Annotated in this window: 22 protein-coding genes; 2 read left to right on the forward strand and 20 right to left on the reverse strand. The window is 37.7% G+C overall.

Annotated elements, in window-relative coordinates:
* Positions 1-213: 213 nt before the first annotated feature.
* Both ytxJ and zupT read left to right on the forward strand, forming a co-directional pair.
* Positions 214-555, forward strand: a complete 342-nt coding sequence (ytxJ, locus tag KHA95_RS02700) for a bacillithiol system redox-active protein YtxJ (protein ID WP_213135908.1) — start codon at positions 214-216, stop codon at positions 553-555.
* A 227-nt stretch (positions 556-782) separates the two neighbouring features.
* Positions 783-1,586, forward strand: coding sequence for a zinc transporter ZupT (zupT, locus tag KHA95_RS02705; RefSeq protein WP_213135909.1), 804 nt, complete (start codon positions 783-785; stop codon positions 1,584-1,586).
* 301 nt (positions 1,587-1,887) lie between these two features.
* Here the strand turns inward: zupT and KHA95_RS02710 are convergent, their stop codons facing one another.
* From KHA95_RS02710 to KHA95_RS02805, 20 genes are all read right to left on the reverse strand, one after another.
* Positions 1,888-2,451, reverse strand: a complete 564-nt coding sequence (locus KHA95_RS02710) for a TVP38/TMEM64 family protein (RefSeq protein ID WP_213135910.1) — start codon at positions 2,449-2,451, stop codon at positions 1,888-1,890.
* A gap of 173 nt (positions 2,452-2,624) precedes the next feature.
* Positions 2,625-3,770: an MFS transporter gene (locus tag KHA95_RS02715; protein WP_213135911.1), complete on the reverse strand. Its 1,146-nt coding sequence runs from the start codon at positions 3,768-3,770 to the stop codon at positions 2,625-2,627.
* 95 nt (positions 3,771-3,865) lie between these two features.
* A complete protein-coding gene (locus KHA95_RS02720; protein WP_213135912.1) occupies positions 3,866-4,501 on the reverse strand; it encodes an SGNH/GDSL hydrolase family protein in 636 nt (211 codons plus the stop codon).
* Positions 4,502-4,595: 94 nt separating this feature from the next.
* Positions 4,596-6,200: a glycoside hydrolase family 43 protein gene (locus KHA95_RS02725; RefSeq protein ID WP_213135913.1), complete on the reverse strand. Its 1,605-nt coding sequence runs from the start codon at positions 6,198-6,200 to the stop codon at positions 4,596-4,598.
* A 26-nt stretch (positions 6,201-6,226) separates the two neighbouring features.
* Complete coding sequence (locus KHA95_RS02730; protein ID WP_213135914.1) at positions 6,227-7,102, reverse strand: carbohydrate ABC transporter permease; 876 nt, start codon at positions 7,100-7,102, stop codon at positions 6,227-6,229.
* An 11-nt stretch (positions 7,103-7,113) separates the two neighbouring features.
* Positions 7,114-7,992, reverse strand: a complete 879-nt coding sequence (locus KHA95_RS02735; protein ID WP_213135915.1) for a carbohydrate ABC transporter permease — start codon at positions 7,990-7,992, stop codon at positions 7,114-7,116.
* Positions 7,993-8,195: 203 nt separating this feature from the next.
* Complete coding sequence (locus KHA95_RS02740) at positions 8,196-9,497, reverse strand: extracellular solute-binding protein (RefSeq protein WP_213136150.1); 1,302 nt, start codon at positions 9,495-9,497, stop codon at positions 8,196-8,198.
* 101 nt (positions 9,498-9,598) lie between these two features.
* Positions 9,599-10,372 (reverse strand): response regulator transcription factor, encoded by a 774-nt coding sequence (locus KHA95_RS02745; protein WP_349305428.1) that lies wholly within the window; start codon positions 10,370-10,372, stop codon positions 9,599-9,601.
* Complete coding sequence (locus KHA95_RS02750) at positions 10,369-12,102, reverse strand: sensor histidine kinase (RefSeq protein WP_213135916.1); 1,734 nt, start codon at positions 12,100-12,102, stop codon at positions 10,369-10,371. Before KHA95_RS02750 ends, KHA95_RS02745 begins: the two co-directional genes overlap by 4 nt.
* Positions 12,103-12,346: 244 nt before the next feature.
* Complete coding sequence (locus KHA95_RS02755; RefSeq protein ID WP_213135917.1) at positions 12,347-13,189, reverse strand: glycerophosphodiester phosphodiesterase; 843 nt, start codon at positions 13,187-13,189, stop codon at positions 12,347-12,349.
* A 338-nt stretch (positions 13,190-13,527) separates the two neighbouring features.
* Complete coding sequence (locus KHA95_RS02760; RefSeq protein WP_213135918.1) at positions 13,528-14,238, reverse strand: pseudouridine synthase; 711 nt, start codon at positions 14,236-14,238, stop codon at positions 13,528-13,530.
* Between the two features lie 419 nt (positions 14,239-14,657).
* On the reverse strand, positions 14,658-15,698 hold the full coding sequence (locus tag KHA95_RS02765; protein ID WP_213135919.1) for an autoinducer 2 ABC transporter substrate-binding protein: 1,041 nt from the start codon (positions 15,696-15,698) through the stop codon (positions 14,658-14,660).
* A 63-nt stretch (positions 15,699-15,761) separates the two neighbouring features.
* On the reverse strand, positions 15,762-16,724 hold the full coding sequence (locus KHA95_RS02770; RefSeq protein WP_213135920.1) for an ABC transporter permease: 963 nt from the start codon (positions 16,722-16,724) through the stop codon (positions 15,762-15,764).
* A gap of 14 nt (positions 16,725-16,738) precedes the next feature.
* Positions 16,739-17,722, reverse strand: coding sequence for an ABC transporter permease (locus tag KHA95_RS02775; protein WP_213135921.1), 984 nt, complete (start codon positions 17,720-17,722; stop codon positions 16,739-16,741).
* The gene (locus tag KHA95_RS02780) at positions 17,719-19,269 is read right to left on the reverse strand and encodes a sugar ABC transporter ATP-binding protein (RefSeq protein ID WP_213135922.1); all 1,551 of its coding nucleotides are present in this window, start codon (positions 19,267-19,269) and stop codon (positions 17,719-17,721) included. Before KHA95_RS02780 ends, KHA95_RS02775 begins: the two co-directional genes overlap by 4 nt.
* A gap of 38 nt (positions 19,270-19,307) precedes the next feature.
* Positions 19,308-20,258 (reverse strand): ribokinase, encoded by a 951-nt coding sequence (gene rbsK, locus KHA95_RS02785; protein WP_213135923.1) that lies wholly within the window; start codon positions 20,256-20,258, stop codon positions 19,308-19,310.
* A gap of 10 nt (positions 20,259-20,268) precedes the next feature.
* Positions 20,269-20,943 carry a ribulose-phosphate 3-epimerase gene (gene rpe, locus KHA95_RS02790; protein ID WP_213135924.1) on the reverse strand — a complete coding sequence of 225 codons (675 nt, stop codon included), beginning with the start codon at positions 20,941-20,943 and terminating at the stop codon, positions 20,269-20,271.
* A 457-nt stretch (positions 20,944-21,400) separates the two neighbouring features.
* Positions 21,401-23,065 carry a response regulator transcription factor gene (locus KHA95_RS23230; protein ID WP_213135925.1) on the reverse strand — a complete coding sequence of 555 codons (1,665 nt, stop codon included), beginning with the start codon at positions 23,063-23,065 and terminating at the stop codon, positions 21,401-21,403.
* On the reverse strand, positions 23,053-24,918 hold the full coding sequence (locus KHA95_RS02800) for a cache domain-containing sensor histidine kinase (RefSeq protein WP_249316461.1): 1,866 nt from the start codon (positions 24,916-24,918) through the stop codon (positions 23,053-23,055). Before KHA95_RS02800 ends, KHA95_RS23230 begins: the two co-directional genes overlap by 13 nt.
* The gene (locus KHA95_RS02805) at positions 24,878-25,927 is read right to left on the reverse strand and encodes an autoinducer 2 ABC transporter substrate-binding protein (RefSeq protein WP_213135926.1); all 1,050 of its coding nucleotides are present in this window, start codon (positions 25,925-25,927) and stop codon (positions 24,878-24,880) included. The genes KHA95_RS02800 and KHA95_RS02805 overlap by 41 nt, the downstream gene beginning before the upstream one ends.
* Positions 25,928-26,168 lie beyond the last annotated feature (241 nt).

Consider the following 26,168-nt stretch of genomic DNA (forward strand, 5'->3'; position numbering starts at 1 on the left):
TCAGAAGGATTAGGAAGTTCGAGGCTAGTACCTAAATTGTAACGTAAGCCCTTTCTTTTCCTATCGGAAAAATTCGAACGCTTCGAACAATCCTTATAATGAATCATTCGCTAAAAGGGATGAATTTCCTTCATTTTTCATAAAATTAATCAAACGCGTGAAAGAATCAAAACAATCTGGGATAATAACGGAAAAGATGAGAGGATGATAACGATGACACACTTGCAAGAGGTAACAACAGAGCAACAATGGAAACATATATTAGAGGAGTCAAAGCAGAAACCAGTGCTTATGTTTAAACATAGTACGACATGCCCGATTAGTGCTGCTGCTTATGATGAATTTACATCTCTTCAAACAGATCTTCCAAAGTATTTTTTAAAAGTGAGAGAAAGTAGACCTGTTTCAAACATGATTGAAGCCGATTTAGGTATTACACATCAATCACCACAAATTTTTATTGTTCAATCCGGAAAATCTGTTTGGACTACCTCTCATCGCAATATTACAGAAGCAGCCATTGAAAAGGCCATTTCTGAAAGTACGAATGAATGAAAACCTTTTAGACTGTTAACAAACGCTCGCATACTTGGTTGCTTGCCTCGCTCGGTTGCGCACCTTGTATGACGAGTGTTTTCAAAATTCAATGATTTTCTTTAAAGATCGGAAATTTCCTCGTATTGACTTTCCTTTTTTCATATGTGAAAATCTTCCCATATGAAACTTTCTCTTTTGCGCCGCATATGATAACTATTAAAAATTCGAACTGCAGGAGAATGCACATGCCGGAAAATATGTTATTCGCTTTCAGCCTTACGTTAATGGCAGGTCTCGCTACTGGAATTGGTAGCTTTTTTGCTATGTTTACATCAACGACAAATACAAAGTTTTTATCCTGGTCTTTAGGCTTTTCTGCTGGGGTCATGATCTATGTATCGATGATTGAAATTTTTGTAAAAGCAAAGGATGCTTTAACATTGGCACTTGGAGTCAGTCTAGGTAATTGGGCAACCGCCGGAGGATTTTTCGGTGGAATGATTCTCATCGCTTTAATTGATAAGCTTGTGCCTAAGCAAGGAAATCCCCATGAATTAAAAAAGGTAGAGGATATAAAAGGCAATGGAACAAACCATGCTGAGCTGCTAAAGATGGGGACATTTACCGCACTTGCGATTGCGATCCATAACTTCCCTGAAGGGATTGCTACGTTTACTGCTGCCTTACAAGACCCAGGGCTCGGAGTTGCGATTGCTATTGCCATTGCGATCCACAATATTCCTGAAGGGATCGCCGTCGCCGTTCCGATTTACTTTGCTACCGGAAGCAAAAAAAAAGCATTTCGTTTATCCTTTTTATCGGGGCTGTCGGAACCAGTCGGAGCAATCATTGCGTTTCTCGTCCTTATGCCTTTTTTAAACGATGTTCTATTTGGGATTATTTTTTCCGGAGTAGCGGGGATTATGGTATTTATCTCACTCGACGGCCTCTTGCCGGCAGCGAAGAAATACGATGAAGAACATACTTCTATTTATGGTCTAATTAGTGGAATGCTCGTCATGGCTGTCAGCCTTATTCTCGTTATTTAAAACAAGAGGCTGGGACAAAGGTTTTTTAACAAATCAAAATACGAACGATAGCGACTGAAATAACTCGCCCCGGAAATATACTTCGCTTTCCGCGAGCGGCTGTTGAGCCTCGGGCCAACAGGATGTTGGTCACGAAGCCTAAATTCGCCACACGATGTGGCGAATTTAGGCTTCGTTCCTTAAATACGCACTGCGGGATCTCACCGATGCCTTCCCCCCGCAGGAGTCTACGTATATTCCCTACGCCAAGATATTGCATTGTTCGTCTATAAAGATGATCACTTTAGTTATGTCCCAGCCTTTATTTTATCTCCATATCCTTTTCTTTTTCCTTCGATGTTTTTCTTTTTCTAATCAAATAAGCGATCAGGAGCAATCCTAGTAAGCCACTTAATATCGGAAGTATTTCTATATTTGCCGAGATCATCTCGTGTACAAAGAAACACATCATGAAAATATAGATAAAATTTCCGATGAGTGTTGCCGACACATAACGAGAAAAGGAAATCGTGCTTGCTCCAGCCGCAATGTTGACCAAGCTGGAAGGGACAAACGGGATCAACCTTAAGTAAAGGATAAATAAAAAGCCATGGCTTTCAATCTTCTCCTTCATTTCTAAATCCATTCGCTTACGAAACAATGACTGAAGCCAATATCGGTATAATACAAAGGATATAATGCTGCCAGCAACACTCGTCCCCCAACTCCAAAAAAAGCCTAAAGTAAATTCATAAATAAATAGATTGATTGTGACAAGCAAAATTAACGGAATCAATGTAAATAAATTTTGAATGGTCATTAATGAAAATGTGAGAAAAAGCGTCGTTAATTGTTCCTCGCTAATATATTTTTCAACTTCGTCCATATTCCCGCTCTTTATAAGAGTGAACCATTCTGAGTTAAATATCCATATGATCAATGCGGCAACACTAAGAAAAGAAAGCAATCTCAACGTTTTTATGATCGATCCCTCCAAAGGACGGTCTTTATATCCGACTGTGTTGTGATATATTCAATCAAACGGATGCTTTTCAAGTTTCAATAGTTCATTTGCCTAGAGCGCCGGGAAAGTACCGTCAACAAGCAAAGGACACTTCCAACCGCGGTGATCGAAGCCCCTAATAAATACGTCGCACTTGCACCAAAATGTGACATAAAATACCCGCCCCCACCACTGCCAATTAACCCACCGAGGCCTACAATGACTGCAATAAATATCGTTTGACCAGTAGCGGCAATTTCCTCTGGGACAATTCTCGTTACGAAAAACATGGCGGCAACGATAAAAATAGGGAAGGTAATTCCGTGCATTGCTTGCAAAAGAATGAATGCAATTGGTTCATTAAAAAGACTATATAAAAACCAGCGCACACAATATAAAACAGCAGCTACAAAAATCAATGTTAATTCCTTATATTGAGTAAGTAGCTTCCCCACTATAATAAATAAAGGAACGGTTGAAAACGTCGCAACCATCCATGAAACACCAACTTGTAATTCCGTCGCACCAAGATCAGATATATAAACCGTTAACAAACTATCATTCATCCGATGTGTCATAAAAATAAGTAAGCATATAGATAAAAACAGCATGTATTCACGATTTTTAAACAATTGATGAATCGATCCAAGTGTAATCGCCTTCGCATTTGTCTTCCTTCCATCCTGTAAAAAGAAACTAACGATAATCGTTAATATAAGAATGATCGCATACATTTTTCCTAAATGCTGAAGACCAATCACTCCGATGAGAAAGCCGAAGACGACCGATCCCGTTCCAACACCGACGTCTCCCCATAACCTGATCGCCCCGTAATTTTTATTATTTCTTTGTGAATAAGTAATTGATAAGTTTTCCGTGAGCGGTCCCGTTGAGCTTGCAAATAAGTTTAATGTCATAAACAAAATGAGTAATAGAAAGCTTGATTGAACAGAAAAATAGAAAAAGCTAACAGCCAAGGCAGCAAACATAATGACGATTAACACGCGCTTTGTCGACTGAATCTTATCGCTCACGAAGCCAAAAAAGGGCTGGCCAACGATCGAAATGACCGCTCCCATTGCAAGCTGCAAACCAATTTGCTCTGTGCTTAATCCTAGTTCTTTCAAATACAAGGGCATAAGCCCACCCGTGATCGAAAAGGCTGAAAATAGTAAAAAGAAAAAGATTGATAAGCGAAACATATAAACTCTCCTCTAACACTACGAAATATAACTCTTTTATATATGCCTCCAAACAAGTGTATGAGAAAGGACACTCATCTAATTTTGTCTCACTTTTACCTGCTCCGATGTTGAAGCGCTTTAATCCATGTTTTCGCCATTAGCAAATTACCGGCTGTATTCATATGTACCCCATCTGTTGTTAATGGAAAACCAGATTGATGAGCTAAAAATGCAAGAAAAGCTTGATGTGTCGGAACAATGATTGCTCCATGTTCCTTCGCCAAACGATGAACAGCATCTATATATGGAATGAGCATGCGATTTCCAATGGCATCACCGTTTTCTTCAATAACCGTTGGCTCCATTAAAATGATGTTTGCCTCTGTTTTTGATACGAGTTGATTCAGCAAATTCGCATATATTTGCTCAAACTGCTCCGGATAAATTTGCTCCTCTTCTGGTCGCTTCAGTTGCCTCCATACATCATTAATACCAATTGAAATCGATACCCAATCCGGTTGAAGCTCAATAATATCCTCTTGCCAACGAGCAGCCAAATCATCGACCCGATTCCCACTTATCCCTTTGTTTATCACTTCAAGACGTAGATAAGGCAATGTTACTGCATAATAATCGCGAATAAGCCGGACATATCCATGACCGATTCCTTCCGGGTCTTCTCTTCGGCCCGTATCTGTAATGCTGTCACCAATGAATACGATCTTTTCTCCACTTTGAAACAAATCCATTCATCTCCTCATGAAAATTAATTTTATTGTATCATTCCAATCTTAAAAATACTCGATAAACTTTTAAGGCAGCCCATAAATGGGCTGCCTTTCATTATGCTTTATACGTAAAATAATCAAAGTCTGCGTATTTATTTTGGCCTGATGTGTCTTGACATTGCATTCCAACGAATGCACCGGTGAAAAAGCCACCACCTTTAATATAGTCGTCTGAAAGCTTATACGAATGGAAAGTTACCGGAATTTCTGTCCAATTATCTCCATCAAAGGAATACAAATATTGATAGTGATTTGTTTTCACCTCTACGCGCAAATAAACATATTCCACTTCATCCGGAATGATGATTTCCTTGCCAAGCAATGGCTGATCAAAGGTGAAGTTATCACAGGTCATGAGCTCCAGAATTCTTCCTTTCTCTTCATTCCAACTTATTTGCAGAGAAGTCCAGTTTTGCGTATTGTAGTAGTTTACAAGGCCTGCTGATTGTTGAAATGTATCTGGTCTAAAAGCTACCTTCGTTTCAGCAGTAAAATGAAAGTGCTGCCAGCGCCTTGCTACGAACGCTTGAGTAAATTTTGATGTCAATGATTCTCTCCCATACAATCGCAAATGCCCCGGACGATCGGTTAATGAAACAATAGCCTCATCTAGTGGGATGCGCAATGTTTGAAAATGCGGATTCAAACGATCACTATTAAATTCATCTTTTTCCGGATAATCAGGTTCCCATTTTACTTCATCAATCTTCGGTCCTTCAATTTCAAGCGCTGGGTAATTCCCGCCAACGACGTACGGCCACCCATCCTTCCATTCCAATCTTTGGATTGCTGTTTCTCTTCCAAGAGGGCAATAGCCACGATGATCAAGAAGTGGCTGCCCTTCTTTTGGCAGAGGTCGTCCTGTTAAATGGACTAAAAACCATTCATCCGTATGAGTATGAACGATCGAGGCATGCCCCGCTTTTTGTAATGGGTTTCTTGGAGTCGCCCAGCCGGTAATGAGCGGGTTTTCTGGATGAACCTCATATGGTCCCCATAGTTCCTTGGAGCGAGCAATCGTTGCGGCATGATCGTATTTTGTCCCACCTTCTGCCGTCAATAAATAATAATATTCATCGATTTTATAAATATGCGGAGCTTCAGTCAGCATTAAATCGGTTCCTTTAAAAATAATTTCTGATTTCCCGACAAGTTTTCCCGCTTCTGGATCGTATTCTTGTAAAATAATTCCGTAAAAATTATGCTGATTGACGCGGTGATCCCAGTACATATTTGCTAAATATTTCTTTCCATCTTCATCATGGAATAAAGAAGGATCAAATCCGGAACTATTTAAATAAATTGGCTCAGTCCATTCCCCATCGATTTTTTCACATGTTACAAGGTAATTATGACAGTCCTTCCATTGCCCTTCTGTCACTTTTACATCTGTATAAATGAGCCAAAACTTACCGTCATGATAAGAAAGCTGTGGAGCCCAAATTCCGCCTGAATCTGGATTGCCCATCATATTTAACTGACTTATTCGATTTAATGGTCGGCTGATTAAACGCCAGTTTTTTAAGTCCTTTGAATGAAAAATACCAACACCCGGAAACCATTCAAATGTGGAAACAGCAATATAATAATCTTCCTCTACCCGGCAAATGCTTGGATCTGGGTGAAAGCCTGTTAAAATTGGATTAATAATTTTCGACATCTGCAAATCCTCCATTTTATTCTTGTTTATCCTTTTACCGAGCCAGCGGCAATTCCTTCAACGATTCGATTGCTGAGCAATAAAAATGCCAATAAAATCGGCAAAATACTAATCACTAATGTCGCTCCAATTGCTCCCCAATCGGTTGTATACTGACCAATAAAGTTTTGAATACCAACCGTAAGCGTTTTAAATTGTTCAGAACTAATAAATGTATTTACAAAGACGAATTCATTCCAGTTGTAAATCATATTAATGATCCCCGCGGTGGCCATTACAGGCGTCGTCATCGGCAAAATAATTCGGAAAAAGAGCCGATGAATTGAGGCTCCGTCCATGATCGCTGCTTCCTCCACTTCCCGTGGGAGAGTCTGGTAAAATCCGAGTAAGATCATAATTGTAATTGGCAAATTAAATGCAGTATAAGAAAGGATGACCGATAATGGATGGTCAATTAACCCAATCGTTGAAAAAGTACTAAACAATGGGATGAGTGTCGAATGAACAGGGATCATTAAACCAATCATAAATAAACCAAGAGCAAGCTTACTCCACTTCCAATGCATTCGTGTAATAGCAAAAGTAACCATGCTTGCGAGTAAGACTGTTAAAACAACAGCAACGACTGTATAGATCACACTATTCATAAAGTATTGACTTATATTCCCCTCCGTCCATACTTTTGTATAGTTTTCCCATTTCGGATCTAACGGAATCGCAAACGGCGACATATCAAATACTTCCTGATTGTTTTTTAATGAAAAGAGGAAGAGCCATATAATCGGGAAAATTTGAAAAACAGCAACGATCGCTAATAAAATATACATCATTCCGTACGCTAGGCGTTGAATCAAATGGGAGCCTGAATCTTTTGTGGAGGCGATGCTCAATTTGTTATCCATGTTGTCCCCTCCTAAAATTGAATTTCCTCTTTTGGTGTTGTCACCTTTCTAATGATCCAGGTAACGACTAAACATATAATAAGTAAAAAGAACCCGACCGCGCTTCCGTAACCAAAATCAAAGCCTCTAAATGCTTTATGATACATATACGAAGCCATGACTTCACTCGCACCATTCGGGCCCCCGTCCGTCATAACATAAATTAAATCGAAATATTTCAAAGAGCCAACAACCGCGAGCACAATCGTCACCATAATGACGTTCATAATTAAAGGTACTTTTATTTTTAACGCAATTTGCCACGGATTCGCCCCATCGATCCTTGCTGCTTCCAGTAACTCCTCGGGGATATTTTTTAAAGCTGCATAATAAATAAGAATATAAAATCCTGCATATTGCCATAAAATCGGAATGAAAATCGCATAAAGAACGATGTTTGAATCTGCTAGCCATGCTGGCGGATCATCAACCCCAAGCGACACGAGCAGCGTATTTAATATGCCATTTGTAGGGTGGTACACCTTTAACCAAAGCTGCGCAATCGCCACCGATGCTAAGAGCATTGGGATAAGGTATACCTTTCTTAAAAAATCCGCCCCTTTAATTTTCCCAGAAAGCACGATTGAAACGAGTAAATAGAGTACGAGACTCGCTGTTGAGAAAATCGCTAATAAAAACGAGTGATATGCACTTTTCCAAAACATTGAATCTGCGATAAGCTTTTTATAATTGTCGATACCGATAAATTCCATCGCACCGATTCCATCCCACTTCATCAAACCATAATAGCCTGTTAATACGATCGGTACATAGATTAAGCCAATGATTAACAATAGCGCGGGGAGTGTGTATAATGCGATGACTTTTTTATTGGACATGACTTTATCCAATCCAATCACTCCTTAAATCAATTACGTTTCGGTGCAATTGCGTCCAGATTTTACAAACCGAAGAATCCTGAGACATTCGCCGGATGATTAACTGAATTAGCAAATCTTTTTATACCGAAAGCGAAGCGTCACTTATACTGCTGATTTGAGTTGATAAATGAGAAAGGACATACTAAATTGTCTAGGTATGTCCTTTTTACAGGCTACTTTTCTTCGCTTAAAGCCTGTTCATGCTGCTTAGCAAACTCCTCTGGCGTTACCTCATTACCAAATAGTGATTGAATTAAATTAAGATGTGTTTCAGCTACTGACGCATTCATTTGAACATCCGCAAACAATGTTAGATTGCTGGCATTATTTAATTCTTTCAATACATCAATATATAAATCAGGTAAATCAACCTTATCTGTATCAACCTTCGTCGCCGGAATCACACCGGCATTTGTCACTGCCTGTTCGCCCCATTTTTCAACAAAAAACTTAACAAATTTTTTTGCTTCTTCCTTCACATCTGAGTTTTCAGAAACAAATAAACCTACACCTGGACCTCCTACCCAACTATCAATGTCTCCCTGCCCGCCTTCTACTACTGGAAACTTAAAGAAGCCAGCATTGTCTCTGAATTCTTGCGGAATATCTTCATTCGTCGTTAAATTCGGCAGTTCCCATGTTCCCATCAAATACATAGCTGCGTTTTCATTCATGAACTCTGATTTTCCTTCATCATTGGATAAGCCATTAAAGCCTTTATTAAAAGCATCCGCTTTCACTAAATTTTGCACTTCAGCAGCTGCTTGGATTAAACGCGGATCTTCGAATGAGGCAGTGCGATCAATCGCTTCTGTCAACACGCTTGGTCCGCCAATGCGATCAGCAAAATACATATACCATAAAGATCCTGTCCAACGGTCCTTATTCCCAAGTGCAATCGGAGCAATTCCATTCTCACGTAAGGTAGCTACAACTTTTTGAAAGTCTTCATATGTTTTCGGAACTTCTAAGTTAAACTGATTAAAAATCTTCTTATTATAGTAAATTGGGGCGATATTTAATTCCAATGGCAATCCATACGTTTTTCCATCAATGGCATATGCTTCTGTTGTGCCTGCAACAAAGGAATCGCCTAAACCATCAGCTAACACATCATCAAGTGAAGCAAATAATTCACCTTTGACAAAAGGCTGCAAATAACCCGCTGCCCAAGTAAATCCGACGTCTGGCAATTCATTCGATGAGGAGAGTACTTTGATTTTATTTTTATACTGTTCGTTCTCAAGTACTTCAACCTCAATCTTTACACCTTCATTTTCTGCTTCAAACTGCTTAATAATATCCGTCACAATCATATTTTGCTGTTTGGAGCTTCCAGCCGGCCAGAGATGCATAAATTTAATGGTCTTTTGACCACTAGCATCATTACTTGCATCCTTGCCTGCACTCGAACAGGCTGCTAATATCATGATAAAGATCGTCAAAACGATAATTGAATACGCTTTCCTAAACATCATTCATTCCCCCCTTAAGTAGTAAATCTAATAAAAGTGTAGCATGGTTTAGATTGTAGAATAAGGGTACGGGAGTTGGGGATAATTCCACTTTTATTAGGTTAGTCACCCTTACGATATTTGCTTGGCGTAGTTCCCTCATATTCCTTAAAAAGTTTATTAAAATATTTTGATGTTTGATAACCAACCCTTAATGAGATTTCCTCAATCGAAAGATTCGTATTAATTAATAGACTTTTTGCATTTTGAAGCCTCCTTCGGGTAATGTACTCACTAAAAGTCATGTTCATTTGTTCTTTAAATAAAACGCTAAAATAACTTGTATTTAAATGGACGTAATTAGCAACATCACTCAAATTAAGCTGCTGTTTAATATGTTCGTTAATATAGGTCAGTGCTTCTTTAATTGGATCTCTCATCTCTTCTAAAGCCTGATCAATTTTTACGAGCTGGTTATCAATCACTTTTTCAAAAACAACCGCCCTTTCCAAATCTGCTCCTTTAATAAATGCTTCTTGGACCGCTTCAATAAGCTTTTGCTTACTAATTGGTTTTACTAAGTAATTAACAACTCCAAGTCGAATCGCTTCTTGTGCATAAGCAAATTCCGAATAACTTGAAATAATAATAACAACTGCCTGCATCCCCTTATTTTTTAACATCCTAAGCAATTCCAAGCCTGACATTTCCGGCATGCGAATATCTGTAATTAATAGATGGACTTTTTCCTGTTCTAAAATAGAAAGCGCCTCTTTGCCATTTGCGGCACTAAGAATTTGAACGTCCTCTTCCGCCCATCCTTCTAGTGTTCTTTTTATTCCACGCCTTGTATTTTGCTCATCATCGACTATTAATACGTTTTTTGAATTCATCATCTCATCCCGCCATTCATTGGAATTTCGAATGCAATTTTCGTTCCTTCACCTACCGCACTATGAATCACTAGCTTTGCTCTCATAACACCTTCAAAATATAATTGCAGCCTCTTGTCTACATTTGTTAGCCCAACGCCGGTCCCCGACATTGAGTGAATTCTTCCACCATTTATCGAGCTGAGAATTTCCATTTTCCGAGCTTCAGTCATTCCCGGACCATCGTCTTTTACAATTACTTTCAAATAGCCTGGGCGAATTTCCCGAATATGAATATCTATATTTCCTTTGCCAATTTTATTCCCAATTCCATGGATGATCGCGTTTTCTACAAGTGGCTGAATAAGTAGTTTAGGAATTTTCACCTGTTCAAATTGGGCAGGACAGTTGATTTTCCAAGCAAGTTGATCACCCATTCTCATTTGCATAATGAGCATATACCTTTCAATATGCTCGAGCTCCTCCCCAATCATCACCCACTCATCTGCATTAGGACGGGTAATCGTATAGCGAAATAATTGGGACATAGCAATCACTTGGTTCGCTAGCTCATCTTCCCCTCTCTCATCAAGCGACCAATACAGAGCATTTAACGTATTAAATAAAAAATGAGGGTTAATTTGAGCTTGCAGTGCTTTTAATTCCGTTCGACTTCTAAGTAACTCCTTTTCGTAAACAACTTGAATTAAGTGATTCGTATCTCTTACCAACTCGTTATACGTTATATTTAATTCATCAATCTCAACAATCCTTGATGTTCTTGTATTTGACACGAGCTCACCTTGACGTGCCTTTCTCATTGACTCGATCAAACGAAAAATCGGTCGAGTAATCAACGTTGATAATCCTAAAGAAGAGATGAAAAAAATTAGAAACCCTAGTACTCCAGAGCCAAGAACGGCAATCCGTAATAAAGGTAACCCCTCTGTTAAATGTTTTAACGGTGTTAAGATAACCAATGTCCAGCTTGTTTCCTTGGATTGGTGCTGCACATGCATATATTCAACCCCTTTAATCGCTATTGAGCGATAATCCATCGGGGAAATGTCTGAAATCTCGGCATCTAAGCTCGACGAAACCGTTTCCATTTTGTCGTCAAAAATAATTGTAAATTCTTCAGGATTCTCATTATGGTAATTAAAATAGTCTTCATGAACGTAGATTAGTAAATAACCGCCCCGTGAAAACCATCGATCAACCAAACTGACCCGCCGAATCGCCAGGAACTGATCAGGTCGTGTAGGTGTCCTTCCAATCCATACCATTTTCCCTTTTGCTTCGTCAGCCTTCTCGATCCACCTAGCACCTATTCTTTGTGATAAATTTTCCCCGCCAACAGGATAGAGAAGCTGAAGATTCGGTAAATAGAGTTCAAATGAACTGATTCCATTCGAATAAGCTTGAAAAGAATTGATCGTTTGCATTAATGCTTGTCTTTCTTGAAAGCTTGCATTTTCTCCTAGAACCTCCCCAAGTAAAAATTGCTGCACTCCCGCATTCGTCACAACTTGACTTGATAGACGCTCCAATTGCTCATATAAATTATCAATTCTTCCACTTGCTTGAATCGCCGTTTGTTGGATTTGCTTATCTGCATTGTTTTTTAGTAACGTTCCAACGAGATTGAAAGTAACAAAACCAACAATAAATAATACAATTGTCATCGCTAACAAAAAAACGAAAAAGATTTGGTTGCGTAGTGTAATGTATTGATTGAAACGTGGTAGCATCATAAACAGCCCTTCCGAACGATTCTTTTCAGATATTTACATACTACTATACCAGTATTCTCTAAAATAAAAAGCGACCGGACATCGCCAGTCGCACATGCATTATGATTGTATTTCCTTTAATCATTATTCAGTAAAATCTAAATAACCCTACTTATGTTTATGAATACCTGATAAAAAATAAATATTTATCGGCACTCATAACCTAGTAAGTAGGGAATAAGTTAAGAAAAAAAGAAGACATCACTTATTTAGCAACATATATAATATCATCATTTAACCAGTCTGGGTAATCGGTAATAATACCATCTACTCCTAAATTCAATGCCTTTTGCATCATCCTCTTGTCCTTGATTGTCCATGCCATAATTCGTTTATCCCTTTTATGAATTTCAGATACAGTCCGTGAGTTTAAATATTTTACATTATAATTAATATATGTAGCGTACATTGCGATATCATCCAATTGCTTTCTTGTTAATGGGTGTTTAGAGCCTGATACTAACGCTGCTATCGGAACATCCGGTAGTAGGGTATGAATTTTTTTAAGAGAATCAAAGTCAAATGACTGGATAATTATATTTGAGGAAACGTACTCGTTTACTACATCCGCAATTTTATCTTCAATTCCGGGATATAGGTGAGGGCTTTTTATCTCGATAATAATACCAATTTGATGATGAAACTCGTCCATCAGTTCTTGTAGTGTAATAATTTTTTCTCCCGCAAAGGCAGAGTTAAATTTACTTCCTGCATCAAGCTGCTTTAATTCTTCCAGCGTAAAATCTCTTACATAACCAGTTCCATCCGTTGTTCGATTCACCTTTTCATCATGAATAATAATCAGTTTTCCATCTTTTGATAAATGAACATCACATTCGATAAAATCTACACCATGTTCGACACCATAGCGAAATGCGGCCAATGTGTTTTCAGGTGCATACGCAGATGAACCCCGGTGGGCAACATTTATGACTCCTTGAAGCTCCATATGCTTATTAGGTTTATGCATAAATCCGAATAAAGCAATTAACATTCCAATAATCATGAATACGCTAATAAATGGTGGTACTGCTCTAGATGTTTTCAACCTCATTCTCCTTTGCTTTACCAAGACGTCATAGCCTTAACGGTTTATTAGTATACAAAAGTAATAGAATGAAAGATCTCCCCTCTCTTTGTAAGCGCTTCCTTTATATTCATTGTATCATAAGTCCTATGGAAACGGACTACTTTTTTAGAAATTTTCAGATTTATCTTCGAAAAAGGGCAAAAGCACTAGATTACGGCGTTTAGAAGGAAAACAATTGGTAAATTAGGAAAGGAAAATCGGAAGAAGATTAAAAAAAACTGCCCTCAATATGATGGACAGTTTGGCTAGATGTTGATATCTAGTGAACAATTAAATGGGCGGCCCCTTTGCTGGCGTCAATTTCCGGTTGCTTCTTTAAACTTCCTTACTTCTTCTTCGGTTAAATCTCTCCATCCCCCTCGTTCAATACCTTCAAGCGTAATATGTGCAACTCTAATACGTTGAAGTTTATACACCTGATAATTGAACGCCGAACACATCCGGCGAATTTGCCTGTTCAATCCTTGGGAAAGAGTAATCTTAAAGGTGCGCTCCCCTAACTTCACAACCTTGCATTTTTTCGTTATTGTATATTCATTTTTCACGGGATTATAAATTTCTACTCCATTTGACATCCCTTGAATAAAGGCAGGCGTAATCGGTTTATTCACCATGACAATATAATCTTTTTCATAATTATTTTCTTCACGTAAAATTTCATTCACAATGTCCCCATCACTCGTTAAAAGGATCAACCCTTCGGACTCTTTATCCAATCTGCCAATCGGGAAAATCCGTTCTGGATGTTGAATATAATCGATAATATTCCCCTCAACATGACGTTCTGTTGTACAAGTAATCCCTGCTGGCTTATTTAAAGCAATATACACATCATTCTTTTTTTGCTTCAGTTTCTGCCCTTCTACTTCAACAACATCATCTGGCCCAACAGCTAATCCTAATTCTGCTATCTTCCCGTTAACTTTTACTTTTCCCTGTATAATGAGCTCATCCGCTTTTCTTCTTGAACAATAACCGGTTGAACTAATAAATTTATTTAGCCTCATTTTACGCCCCTTCTCTTATCGCTCTTAAGTAAAAAGTAACAGATCGTCGGAATTAGAACAAGTCTAACCTATTTATGAAAGACTATTTTAAAAAAAAGCTTATTCTGCGAAGATTTATCTACGTTCATACGAAATTATTGATTGCAAAACTGTAAATGAGAACTCCACAGATTTTCCCGTACAAATAAAGTTCTTTTTTATTTCCTGCTTCTCCATATTTCGAGCTTATTCCCGCTATTTCCTGGGGAATATTTCGACACAATTCATAATGATTTCCGTGAAGTTCGATATAGTTGATTCCATTGTCTTTGACAGGGGCCTCTACGTTTCAAGTCTAAATCCCCAATTGCTCCATAATATGAAAAATCCCCCTTAAATGAATTTCATTCAATAAAGGGGGATTCTTGTTTTATCGTTTATTAGAAATCATAGTCTCCCGCATTTTCTTTTGTAAAATCTGTCGGAGGCCCCATGATAATTGTTTTTCCGTCTTCCCAAAGCTCAATTTCTCCTACATTCTCAACATTTTGCCCATTTTCTGGTTTCTTTCCTTCAACTAAATCTTTTGCAAGAGCAACTGTTAAATATCCTAGTTTATCTGGCTCCCATAAGATCGCTACATCCAAAGAACCATCTTCTAAATATGGAGCTGAATCTGTCGGCAAGGCCGTTCCTACAACCGCAATTTTATCCTGCAATCCTTTTTCTTGGATCGCTTGAGCTGCTCCAAGTGGCGCTGGTGTTGAAAAAGCCATAATACCTTTCAAATCCGGATAAGATTTTACCAAGTCTAGCGTTTTTTGATACGCAACCTGTTGTTTTTCATCCGTTGCAATTTTATCAGTTACTAATTTAATACCTGGGTAATTTTCTTCCAGTTCTTTCTTAGCTGCATCAATCCAAGTATTTAAATTAGCAGCAGAAAGTCCGCCTGTGATAATTGCAATTTCCCCTTCTTCAGTCCCCATTTTTTCAATAAGGCTTTGCGCAATATGACGGCCGTAGGCCTCATCATCAATTTGGTGTATTGATAGCTCTACTAGCGATTGGTCAGCAGGAGTGTCCCAGTCCATTACAATAATTCCTTGATCCTTCGCTTTTTTAAGTACAGGCGTTAATGAAGCAGCATCATTCGGTGCTACAGCAATTACATCCACGTTCTGACTAATCAAGTCTTCAATTACTTTTACTTGTTGCGCTGCGTCCGCTTCCGTTGGACCTGTATAAATCACTTCTACCCCTAAATCTTCTCCAGCTTGTTTGACGCCTTGTTCAGATGCATTAAAATAAGGGATACCAATTAATTTTGGAACAACGGCAATTTTTATATTGTCTTTTCCGCTTCCCTCTCCTTCTGACTTCTCTTTACTACCTCCGCTCGAACCTCCCTGCGACACACAACCAACTAACAATATTCCAACGAGTAACACTGATGTAAGAAACCCAAGCATTTTCTTCATTAATTTTCCCCCTCTTACTATAATTTTTATATTCATCTGAAAATCAGATAATATACATGTTCATTATGCTACTGCTGTTTTTTGATTTTTTTCGTCAATTTTATGTTTAACGAAATTTAATACTAAAACAAGGATGAGTATAGCGCCCATCATTACGTTAACGATCGGACGTGGAACACCCATTAAGTTCAATCCACTTGAAAGCATCTGGAAAATAACTACCGCGTATATTGTACCTATGACTTTCCCATACCCACCTTGGATCTCCGTACCACCTAATACAGCTGCAGATACACTTTGCAATAAATAGGAAGAACCTAAATCTACTTTCGCTGAATTATAACGCGAAGTCATAATGATAGAAGCAATGGCCGCAAGCATTGCGGCATATAAATAAACTCTCATCAATACTCTACTATTATTTACCCCGGAAAATAGAGACGCTACCGGGTTACTGCCAATCATATATACACTTCTTCCCCATTTTGTTCGCGTTAAAAGCACGCCTGTTAGTATCGCGAAGAAAATAAATATAATAATAGAAAGTGGAACAATCCCCATATAAAAACCATTTCCAATTAAGCTATAAGATTCGCTAAAGCCCGATATTGAACTACCTTTTGTAATACTGAGAATTATCCCTTCAAACAAAACCATTGTTCCTAAAGTAACAAGAATGGGTGAAACACCAATCTTTGATACAATCACACCATTCAATAGTCCACACGTCACACCTACTAAAATACCGACGATAATAGCAATATAGATCGGATATCCATGGCTTTGCATTAGCGCTATGGCTACACCTGATAATGCAGCAATATATGTGATAGATAAATCAATACCACCAGTCACTATAACGATCATCATAGCAAGAGCAAGCAAGCCAAATTCAGGCAACTGAAACATCATATTGTTTAAATTATTTTGGCCAAAAAAGCCAGGTATAAATAGACTCATAAGAACAAACACACTTAAAGCAATCAATCCCAAAATACTCTCTTTCGACAATGAAATCGCCTTCATTTCCTCACCCCTTTTTAAGCCTCTACTTCGATCTTCGCAAGCTTTTCTTGTGAGCGTCTATATTGAATATGGTCATAAGAAACAGCCAATAGAATAATTAATCCTGTAAATACCTTTTGCCAAAACGTATCTATTTTTGCTAAGATCAGTCCGTTTTGAACAATCCCCAACAATAAGACCCCTAGAACTGTTCCCATAATCGTTCCACGACCACCCATTATGTTGGCCCCACCTAGCACAACAGCTGCTATCACCATTAGTTCTAGACCAAGCATGCCATTAGGATCTACCGATTTTGTGTACGCAGTTTGCGCAATGGCAGCAATCCCAGCTAAAAGCCCCATGTATGAGAATACAAAAATTTGAACTTTATCAAAGTTTATTCCCACTCGTACTGCTGACTCTTTATTTCCGCCAATGGCTAACACTTCTCGACCAATTAATGTATATTTTAGGATGTACCATGTTACAAGAGCCACAGCTATAAAAATTAGAATGATAATTGATACTCCAAATACTTTCACATTGGCAAAGCTAATAAATACTTGTGGGAAGTTCGAACTGTTTAAATACACACCATTCGTTATATAAAGGACCAATCCATTAATAATGCTCATCATCCCTAGTGTCACAACGATCGCTGGAATTTGAATTTTAGAAACCAGCACTCCATTGATGGCTCCAAGCAGGACACCCAATAAAGGTGCAATTAAGAATAACAGTATTAAGGAAATAAAATGATCAGGCATAACTTGGACCAGTTTCCCAATAATTACACAAACTGCACTTGTCACCGCTGCAACGGATACATCTATTCCCCCAGTAATAATGATTAACGTCATGCCTACCGCCAAGATTCCGATTACTGAGTTTGCCTTTAACACGTCTAAAAGGTTATCAGCAGTAAGAAAAACCGGACTGACAAACGCTAATGTAATACAAAGTAATAGCACAATGGCCGCAATACTCATTTCTTTTGATTTTAAAATTGTTTTCATACAGTAACCTCCTTACTTGTAGCCGCATTCGCTTCCAAAGTTGAGGCGGAGGAGCCAAACAAAGCATAATTCATAATATTTTCTTGTGTTGCTTTTTCAATCTCTAGTTCTCCCGCTATTCTCCCATGTCGCATAACTAAAATACGATCACTTACAGCTAGTACCTCAGGTAATTCCGATGAAATAACGATAATTCCCATTCCATCCGATGCAAGCTGTCTGAGCAATTTATGGATTTCTGTTTTCGCACCGATATCAATCCCATTTGTCGGCTCATCAATGATCAAAATTTGTGGCTTTGTGGACAGCCATTTTCCAATCACCACTTTTTGCTGGTTTCCACCAGAAAGATCTCCCGCTGCTCTATGTGGCAATGCAGGTCTAACATCAAGCGTTTCTATATAATGTTTAGCCAAATCAATTTCCCTTTTTCGTTTAATTAGGCCAAATCGATCCCGCAACTGCTGCAAAATTGGAAGGGATATATTATCAATAATCGGTTGCCTTAAAATAAGACCTTGGGTTTTTCTACTCTCAGGTATATAAGCAATCCCTTTCTTCACGGCATCCTCAGATGATTTTATCTGAACATTCTCTCCGTTTAACTTGATTTCACCATGATCAGGTTTATTTACTCCAAAAATTGCTTGAGCAAGTTCAGTACGTCCTGAGCCTACTAGACCAGTAATACCTAAAACTTCACCGGCTTTTAATTCGAACGAAATATCTTTGAAATTCCCTTCTTTCGATACGCCATTTAATTCTAATAACGTCTGGCCACCCGTTTCTTTTTTAAGATTTTTTTCGTAAAGTACCTTTCTGCCTACCATTAAGGTAATTAGTTTATCTTCATCTAATTCATCAGCCTGATAGGTACCTATATATTTTCCATCGCGTAAAACGGTAAATCGATCTGAAACAGTAAATAATTCTTTCAGCTTATGGCTGACGAAAATAATTGAAATTCCTCTTTCTTTTAACTTATCAATCACTTTGTATAGTTTTTCAACCTCTCCTGCTGAAAGCGAGGATGTTGGTTCATCCATAACGATTAGTTTTGAATCAAATGCTAGTGCACGTGCGATCTCAATTAATTGCTGTTGAGCAATACTTAATTTTTCAACTGAGGTATGAACATCAACATCGAAGTCTAGTTCTTTAAGCGCCTTCTTAGCAATCGCTTCCATTTCACCCCAATTTATTTTTTTCCACGGCTTTTTATCGCTATCACGCCCAATATAAATGTTTTCTGCCACCGATAAATTAGAAAACAAACTCAAATCTTGATAAATAATGGAGATTCCCTTCAAAGTCGCATCAATCGGCTTATTAATTTCCGCTTCTTTCCCCTCAAAGAGAAATTTAGCACCTTGATCAGCTTCATATATTCCCGCTAATATTTTTATTAATGTTGATTTACCTGCGCCATTCTCTCCTATTAATGCATGGACCTCTCCTTTTTTGATTTGAAGCTTGACATCATCCAATGCTTTTACCCCGGGAAATGTTTTACTAATATGGGTCATCTCTAGTAAATATTTAGACATTCCAATTCCCCTCCACTCTAGCTCCACGCAACTTATGATTAGTTTGTCTGGAGTCCATAATAATTCAGATTATTCTCCGCACAAAATACATTAATTTCTTCAATTGTAGGTAATCCCTTTTGTGCTCCTAGTTTTGATACTTTAAGAGCCGCAACAATTGCTGCAAATCTTGCAGCTGATTCAAGGCTTTCCCCATCTGCTAGTGCACACGCTAATGCCCCTGCATATGAATCACCAGCACCAACTGTATCTATCGCTTTTACCCTAATTGACTCAATGAAATTTCCATTGCCATTTTCGTAAACCAATGCCCCTTTTTCAGCCATTTTTATGACACTATTTTTCACACCGAAATGTTGTTCCAAGTATTTAGCTGCTTTGATCGCCGTTTCAATCGAAGTTACATCAATTCCTGTTAACTGTTTTGTTTCTTGCAGATTAGGTGTAATTACATCTGCATATAATAGCGCTTTCTTTGTTACCCCTTCTGCAGGCGCTGGATCTAATATAATGAACATTCCCTTATTTTTAGCTTCAGTCATTGCACAGATGACTGCTTCTTCTGGAATTTCCATTTGAACAAGCAGAATTTTGTTATTTTTTATTTGCGAAAAGGCATTTCTAACATCTTGCTCAGTCAAAAGATCATTTGCGCCTTTCACAACCAGCATTGTATTTTCAGCAGTAGCATCTACAGTGATAATGGCACACCCTGTTGAAACATTATCTACCCGCTTTAAGAAGGTTGTATCTATTTGATTTTCTTTAAAATTCTTCTCTATTTCTTGTCCATTTGAATCGATACCAATTGAACCTATTATATTTACTGATTTGCCTAGTCGAGCACACGCGATCGCTTGATTTGCTCCTTTACCGCCACATAATGTTTTTACGCTGTCTCCAAAAATGGTTTCGCCATGTCTCGGGTATCGACTTGTGAGAGCGACTATATCCATGTTGATGCTTCCTACAACAGTTATTTCAGCCATTTTTTCTCCCTCACACGTTAATATTTTGATCAATAAATTCTCGTAGTTTAACTACTGCTTCTTCTAATAAAATATCCGGTTTAAATAAACTTGAAGTGCCGCATACTAGCATATTTGCTCCATTATTCAATACATCGGGTATCGTTTCATAACCAATATTTCCATCTACTTGAATATCAACTTTGTATCCGCGTTGATTAATCAGATTTGTTAAATCCCGTAGCTTCTTATTCATAAGAGGAACAAATTTTTGTCCGGCAAAGCCTGGATTTACAGTCATCACGGTGACATAATCAACAACATCCAATACATACTCAATATCATAAATTGAAGTAGCTGGATTTAACGCTACACCTGCCTTTAAGCCCTTATCTTTTATTGTTTGCAAAGTTCTTTGCAAGTGATTCGTAGCCTCTGCATGCACTGAGATCATATCGGCTCCTGATTCAATAAACAGATCTAAGAAATCTTCTGGTTTTTCCACCATCAGATGTACATCAAATGGTTTATCTGTAAACTCTCTTAATCTCTTAATTAAATCAGGACCTAATGTAAAATTCGGTACAAACTTTCCGTCCATTATATCTATATGGAAAAAGTCCACCCCTGCTTGATCAAGCTTTATAACTGAATCTTGAAGATTGCCCATGTCGGCACACATAAGTGAAGGACCGATCTCCGCCATACAAACACATCCTTTCATTGCTCATTCAATGTTATCGCTTTCATTTAAACCTTAATATTTTCGCTCGATTTCTCTTGTTAATCCCAACTATATACGGAATAATGCTTTGTTACTAGGAGATAATATTCAGATTTGGGGGGCATTATTCGGATCATTAGTTGGTTCAAGGGACAAAAGCGCAAGGCCGACGTACAAACTGCGCCAACAAGATGTTGGTGCGTTGACGTGGCCACAGGACGTGGCGATCTTAGTCGACGATCCTTTAAAGGAAACACGGTGAAGCCTGAAAGGCGAACCGATGTTGACTTATCGTACGTAGGAAGAAGAGTGAAGTTTGCTAGTTGCTGGGCACCTGGAGCTAGCCGTAAAGCGCTTTATTAAAAATTTATCCACAAACGAATATTTCATAATTTCCTTAACAAGAAAAAAAAGACCCCTCCTAGGCGTCTCAATACAATCATATTTTTTCAATTATTTTTGAAGCATTGGCATGTTTCTCTCGATATTGTGATGGTGACTGATTCGTCCATTGTTTAAATAAGCGGCTAAAATATTTCGTATCTTGGTACCCTACACGTGTAGCCACATCGTAAATTTTTAAGTCCGTCTTTTCCAATAATTCCTTTGCCTCATGTAATCTTTTCTTTGTCACATAATTCAATACGGTATCGCCCGTTTGTGCTTTAAAGTATTCACAAAAGTAAGTGGGATTTAAATATACGTGATCCGCCAGTTTTTTTATCGTAATATTTTCACTCAAATTATTATTAATCCATGCTTTTGCCTGATGAATCGGATCCGAATGACTATGGTCTATTTTTTTCATTTTGTTAACTAAGCTTAAGATCCAGTCCTTAATCCCTTCCTTTAATTGATTTAAATTGGCGGCCTTTTTTGTTATTTGAAGGGCTTCAATGAGGATGTTTATATCTTCACCGAATCCGTCATTTTCCATCCAGCGTTTGATAATACGAATACATAAATATTGTATAGATTCTTGAATGACTAAGGGGGATGTTAATTTCTCCATTTCATGAAAAAAGCGAGATAACGCATGTACCACTTCCGCTTCATCTTTTTCTCCAAGCGCATTTACAGTCTGCTCTGTATATTTATACACCGAAGATGGCATGGTTGATGTTTTTTCATTTGAAAGATCATTTACTGTACTTAATTGAAAAATTTTATTACCACCTTCAATGATTCGAAATTGCAGTAATGATAATAATTGATCTCTCATCGTCGGTAAAAGAGATAGGTCTTCGAATTCATTTCCGAATGCGATGGACGTGGTAAATTTCATATATTGTTGAATCGCCTTTTTTAACTTTAATAAATATTGTTCAATTAAAAGGTTGAAGGACGAGCTTGCCTTCTCTTGTTTATTATCAAATAGTAGTAACCAAAAACTTAGATTTCGGTTTTTCCAGAGCCAATATTTTATTTCTTGGTTACTTAGCTCTTCCGCTATCAGTTCTTTAATAATATTTTCAACAGCAAAATGCCAAGATCGTAATTCTGATGCTGAAACCTCTTTTGCTTTTGTAAAAACTTGATCAATATCGATATGAACAAGTTTATATCGACCTTGTGGAAACTGGTAAGCCCATTCTATCATTGAAATATCCGTTTCATCATTCCATGTCAATTCGCTTAAAAATTGAATTTGTTTAGCATAAGTTAGTTGGAACGCTCTTTCTTGAACGTCTTTCAATTTGTTTTCTTCTTTTTGTTTATGATTAATTTTCTCTTTCACTTCGCCTAATTGTAATTGAAATTTCTCCCTGTCAATCGGCTTTAAAATATAATCGATTGCTCCTTCGCGGATTGCCTCTTGTACATACTTAAAATCATCGAATCCGCTAATAATCATCGTAAAAAAGTTAATCGATTGACTGTTTAATTTTTTAATGAGTGTTAGCCCATCCATTATCGGCATTTGAACGTCTGTAATTAATAAATCAATCGATTCGAACGTATTCACAATCGCTTCATAAGCTTCCTGACCATCTGAAAATACTCCGACAACTTCCCACTCTTCACCATTTGCTTGAACAAGTCTTTCGATTCCTCTTCTAATTCTAGGTTCGTCGTCAACAATAACTGTTTTTATAGTTCCCACTTCCGCTCCCCCTTTCCATTTATTTCGGATTCAATCGTTTTAGGAATTCGGATAACAACCTCTGTCCCTTTCTCTTCTTCACTTTTGATTTGCAATCCATATCCATCGCCAAACATCATGACAATTCTGGCAAAAACATTAATAATACCAAATCCAGAATCTCTGCTTTTCATCGGATCAGATGATAACAATTCTTTTATTTTGATCATTTTATTCTCTTCAATTCCAGGTCCGTTATCTCGAATAATATAAAGAATCGCTTCCCTTCCCTCAGGCGTCAATTCTTCCACAACCTCTATTTCGATTATGATTTCCTTTCTTTTCTCTAGACCATATTTAATCGCATTTTCTATGATCGGCTGCAAGACAAATTTTGGTGTAAAATACTTGTTGCTATCAACATCTTCTCGAATATTAAAAGTTAACCGATCTTCAAATCTGAACTTTTGGATATCCAAGTAATCTCGAATATGCTGAACTTCAGTAGAAATTGAAACAAGACTATCTTTATTGCTAATCGAAAACCTCATCATTCTCCCTAGAAGGGTAATCATATGAACAGCCTGTTCACGTTCATCATCCTCAACAGCCATTCCAATTGTTTCTAATGTATTGTACATAAAGTGGGGATTAATTTGAGATTGCAGCGCATATAACTCCGCATTTTTTTGGCGAATTTCTATGAGATAATTTTTTTGAATCAAAGCTCGAATTCTCGAGAGCATCGAACGAAAGCTATGCGCAAGCATGCCTACTTCATCACCTGAATGAATAGGTACTTCTACATTGAAATCTCCCGTCTCTACATCTTTCATGATATTGCTTAATTGTTTAATGGGCCGCGTCACTGTCCATGCAAAAAAAACAGAGATGAGTGTCGTGATACAAGCTACAATAATAAATATTAAAATGGTTACGTTGCGTACAACATCTGTTTGCTCCGTTAAATCTTTTAGCGGTATGCTGTGACCCAAAATCCAGGGGAAATCTTTTGCTTCATCTAAACTAATAAGTGTTTTCTGACCACTAATATTTGTACTGAAGCTCCCATTTAGTAATGGATATTCATTGATCTCTTCAATTATTTTTCCTGTTTCCTCTTTATTTGTGTGATAAATGATTTTTCCCTGCTTATCCATGAGCCACATCGTCGTATTTTCTTTACGCCCCAAATCTTCAAGGACTCTTTCAAAAATGCTAACATTTACAGCTAGATACAAGGTGCCCAAGCTTCTCCTATTATCGAAGTCTTTTATTTGTTTAACTAACAATACATAGGACGGGTTATTTTTAAAAGTTAATTTAATTTGATCTGACAACAGTAGCTCCATATTTCCGACTTGAACAACATCTTTTTGATACGGAAGAGAGCCGTCTTTAAAACCGAATCCTTGATAAGGGACACGAGTGCTGCTAAATAAGCGATTTTTTGAAATTAAAAATGCTCCCAATATATCAGTATTATTTGAAGTAAGGTAAATATTCGATAAATAGTTTTGAACGGTAGATTTCCTTTGAAGAAGTAGAGTCTTATTATGATCATCATGGTCCCTTAGCACTTCCATTACTTCTCCAGAGCTATAAATGAGATCAGGCAAGTTCTCCAGCTTCTTTATCTCGTTTTCTAAGTTGTCATTTGCCTGACTTAATAATTGCGGAATATATTCTCCTATCTGAGCCTCGATAGACTTAGAATATTGGGTATACACGATATACCCTAAAAGAGCCATCGGGATAACAGTCAATAACACGTATGTTATAATTAACTTAGTTGACAATCGGTTATTATTCACTTTTATTCGTTTCATATTTTTAAAAATCATATTGATCAACATTTTCCTTTGTAAAATCAATGGGTTGTCCCATGATGACCGTATCACCATCGAATTCAATTACGCCAATGTTTTGAATTTGCTGCCCATTATATGGCCTTTCATCATTAAGTAAATTATTAGCAATGCTAACAGTTAAATATCCTAATTTCTGCGGGCTCCACAGCGTAATAGATTGTGCAGCGCCTTCCTTCAAAAGGGATCTCATTAAGCTTGGCGTTGATACACCTACCACTTTTACTTCACCTATCTTCCCTGCGTCTACGATAGCCTGTGCAGCTGCTGGCGGATTTGGGGTGGATAAGCCGATGATTCCTTTTAAATCAGGGTATTTTTCTAATAGATTTTGTGCAGTCAGATATGCTAAGTGTATATCTTCATTCGTCGGTACGACTTCAAGCAATTCCATTTTCGAATAATATTCCATTTTATGAATACCAATCCATTTGATCCATTCATTTAAATTAGCTGCCGTTGACGAACCTGTCATAATCACATATTGTCCCTGTTCACCCATGGCTGTTGCAAGTGCATCCATGATACGTCTTCCTAACATTTCAGGATTCACCATATTTATAAATAGACTTCGAAATTCAGGACTCGTATCCGAGTCCCACGTAATTACCTTTATTCCTCTATTTCTTGCCTTTTGCAATACTTCTCCCAATTTCAAGGGATCGTTAGCGGAGACCGCAATGCAATCGACATTTTTTTCGATCAGCTCTTCTATTACTTGCATCTGCCCTTCCCAACTAGCTGACGATGGTCCTTTATATATAATGTTTACTCCTATATCTTGCCCAGCCTCCAAAGCCCCTTCTTTCACAGCATTAAAGTAAGGAATTCCATCAATTTTTGGAACAAGAGCGATCGTGTATGGTTGGTCTTTCCCCCGCTCCTTCTTTTCTTCCTTAGGTTTATTTTCTTCTCCATTATAAACAACTTCATATTTGGGCGATTGTTTCCCCAATAATCCACAGCCACATAAGGATAATAAAACGATTAGGATAATAAGATATTTCATTTTCATCTTGTTGCCCCCATCATATACCATCATTTAAAGATGGAACAGATAAACCACTAAGATAGCGTTTACATAAAGTGTTAGATATTGTTATTATAGTATATAACGACTAGTTGAAAGATGCTAATTACAATTTTAGGAACCGAAGAAAACGATTGCTGATTTATGGATTGATTAGATACTTTTTTTCTTGTTCCACATTACAAAAAAAACCTTGTTAAAATGTGAGCTCACATTTTAACAAGGT

The organism is Bacillus sp. FJAT-50079 (genome assembly GCF_018343515.1).
Lineage (GTDB): Bacteria > Bacillota > Bacilli > Bacillales > Bacillaceae_C > Lederbergia.

Coding starts and splice junctions, on each gene's coding strand:
- ytxJ (WP_213135908.1), top strand. CDS start 214: ATGACACACTTGCAAGAGGTAACAACAGAGCAACAATGGAAACATATA.
- zupT (WP_213135909.1), top strand. CDS start 783: ATGCCGGAAAATATGTTATTCGCTTTCAGCCTTACGTTAATGGCAGGT.
- KHA95_RS02710 (WP_213135910.1), bottom strand. CDS start 2,451: ATGGACGAAGTTGAAAAATATATTAGCGAGGAACAATTAACGACGCTT.
- KHA95_RS02715 (WP_213135911.1), bottom strand. CDS start 3,770: ATGTTTCGCTTATCAATCTTTTTCTTTTTACTATTTTCAGCCTTTTCG.
- KHA95_RS02720 (WP_213135912.1), bottom strand. CDS start 4,501: ATGGATTTGTTTCAAAGTGGAGAAAAGATCGTATTCATTGGTGACAGC.
- KHA95_RS02725 (WP_213135913.1), bottom strand. CDS start 6,200: ATGTCGAAAATTATTAATCCAATTTTAACAGGCTTTCACCCAGATCCA.
- KHA95_RS02730 (WP_213135914.1), bottom strand. CDS start 7,102: ATGGATAACAAATTGAGCATCGCCTCCACAAAAGATTCAGGCTCCCAT.
- KHA95_RS02740 (WP_213136150.1), bottom strand. CDS start 9,497: ATGTTTAGGAAAGCGTATTCAATTATCGTTTTGACGATCTTTATCATG.
- KHA95_RS02745 (WP_349305428.1), bottom strand. CDS start 10,372: ATGATGAATTCAAAAAACGTATTAATAGTCGATGATGAGCAAAATACA.
- KHA95_RS02750 (WP_213135916.1), bottom strand. CDS start 12,102: ATGATGCTACCACGTTTCAATCAATACATTACACTACGCAACCAAATC.
- KHA95_RS02760 (WP_213135918.1), bottom strand. CDS start 14,238: ATGAGGCTAAATAAATTTATTAGTTCAACCGGTTATTGTTCAAGAAGA.
- KHA95_RS02765 (WP_213135919.1), bottom strand. CDS start 15,698: ATGAAGAAAATGCTTGGGTTTCTTACATCAGTGTTACTCGTTGGAATA.
- KHA95_RS02770 (WP_213135920.1), bottom strand. CDS start 16,724: ATGAAGGCGATTTCATTGTCGAAAGAGAGTATTTTGGGATTGATTGCT.
- KHA95_RS02775 (WP_213135921.1), bottom strand. CDS start 17,722: ATGAAAACAATTTTAAAATCAAAAGAAATGAGTATTGCGGCCATTGTG.
- KHA95_RS02780 (WP_213135922.1), bottom strand. CDS start 19,269: ATGTCTAAATATTTACTAGAGATGACCCATATTAGTAAAACATTTCCC.
- rbsK (WP_213135923.1), bottom strand. CDS start 20,258: ATGGCTGAAATAACTGTTGTAGGAAGCATCAACATGGATATAGTCGCT.
- rpe (WP_213135924.1), bottom strand. CDS start 20,943: ATGGCGGAGATCGGTCCTTCACTTATGTGTGCCGACATGGGCAATCTT.
- KHA95_RS02805 (WP_213135926.1), bottom strand. CDS start 25,927: ATGAAAATGAAATATCTTATTATCCTAATCGTTTTATTATCCTTATGT.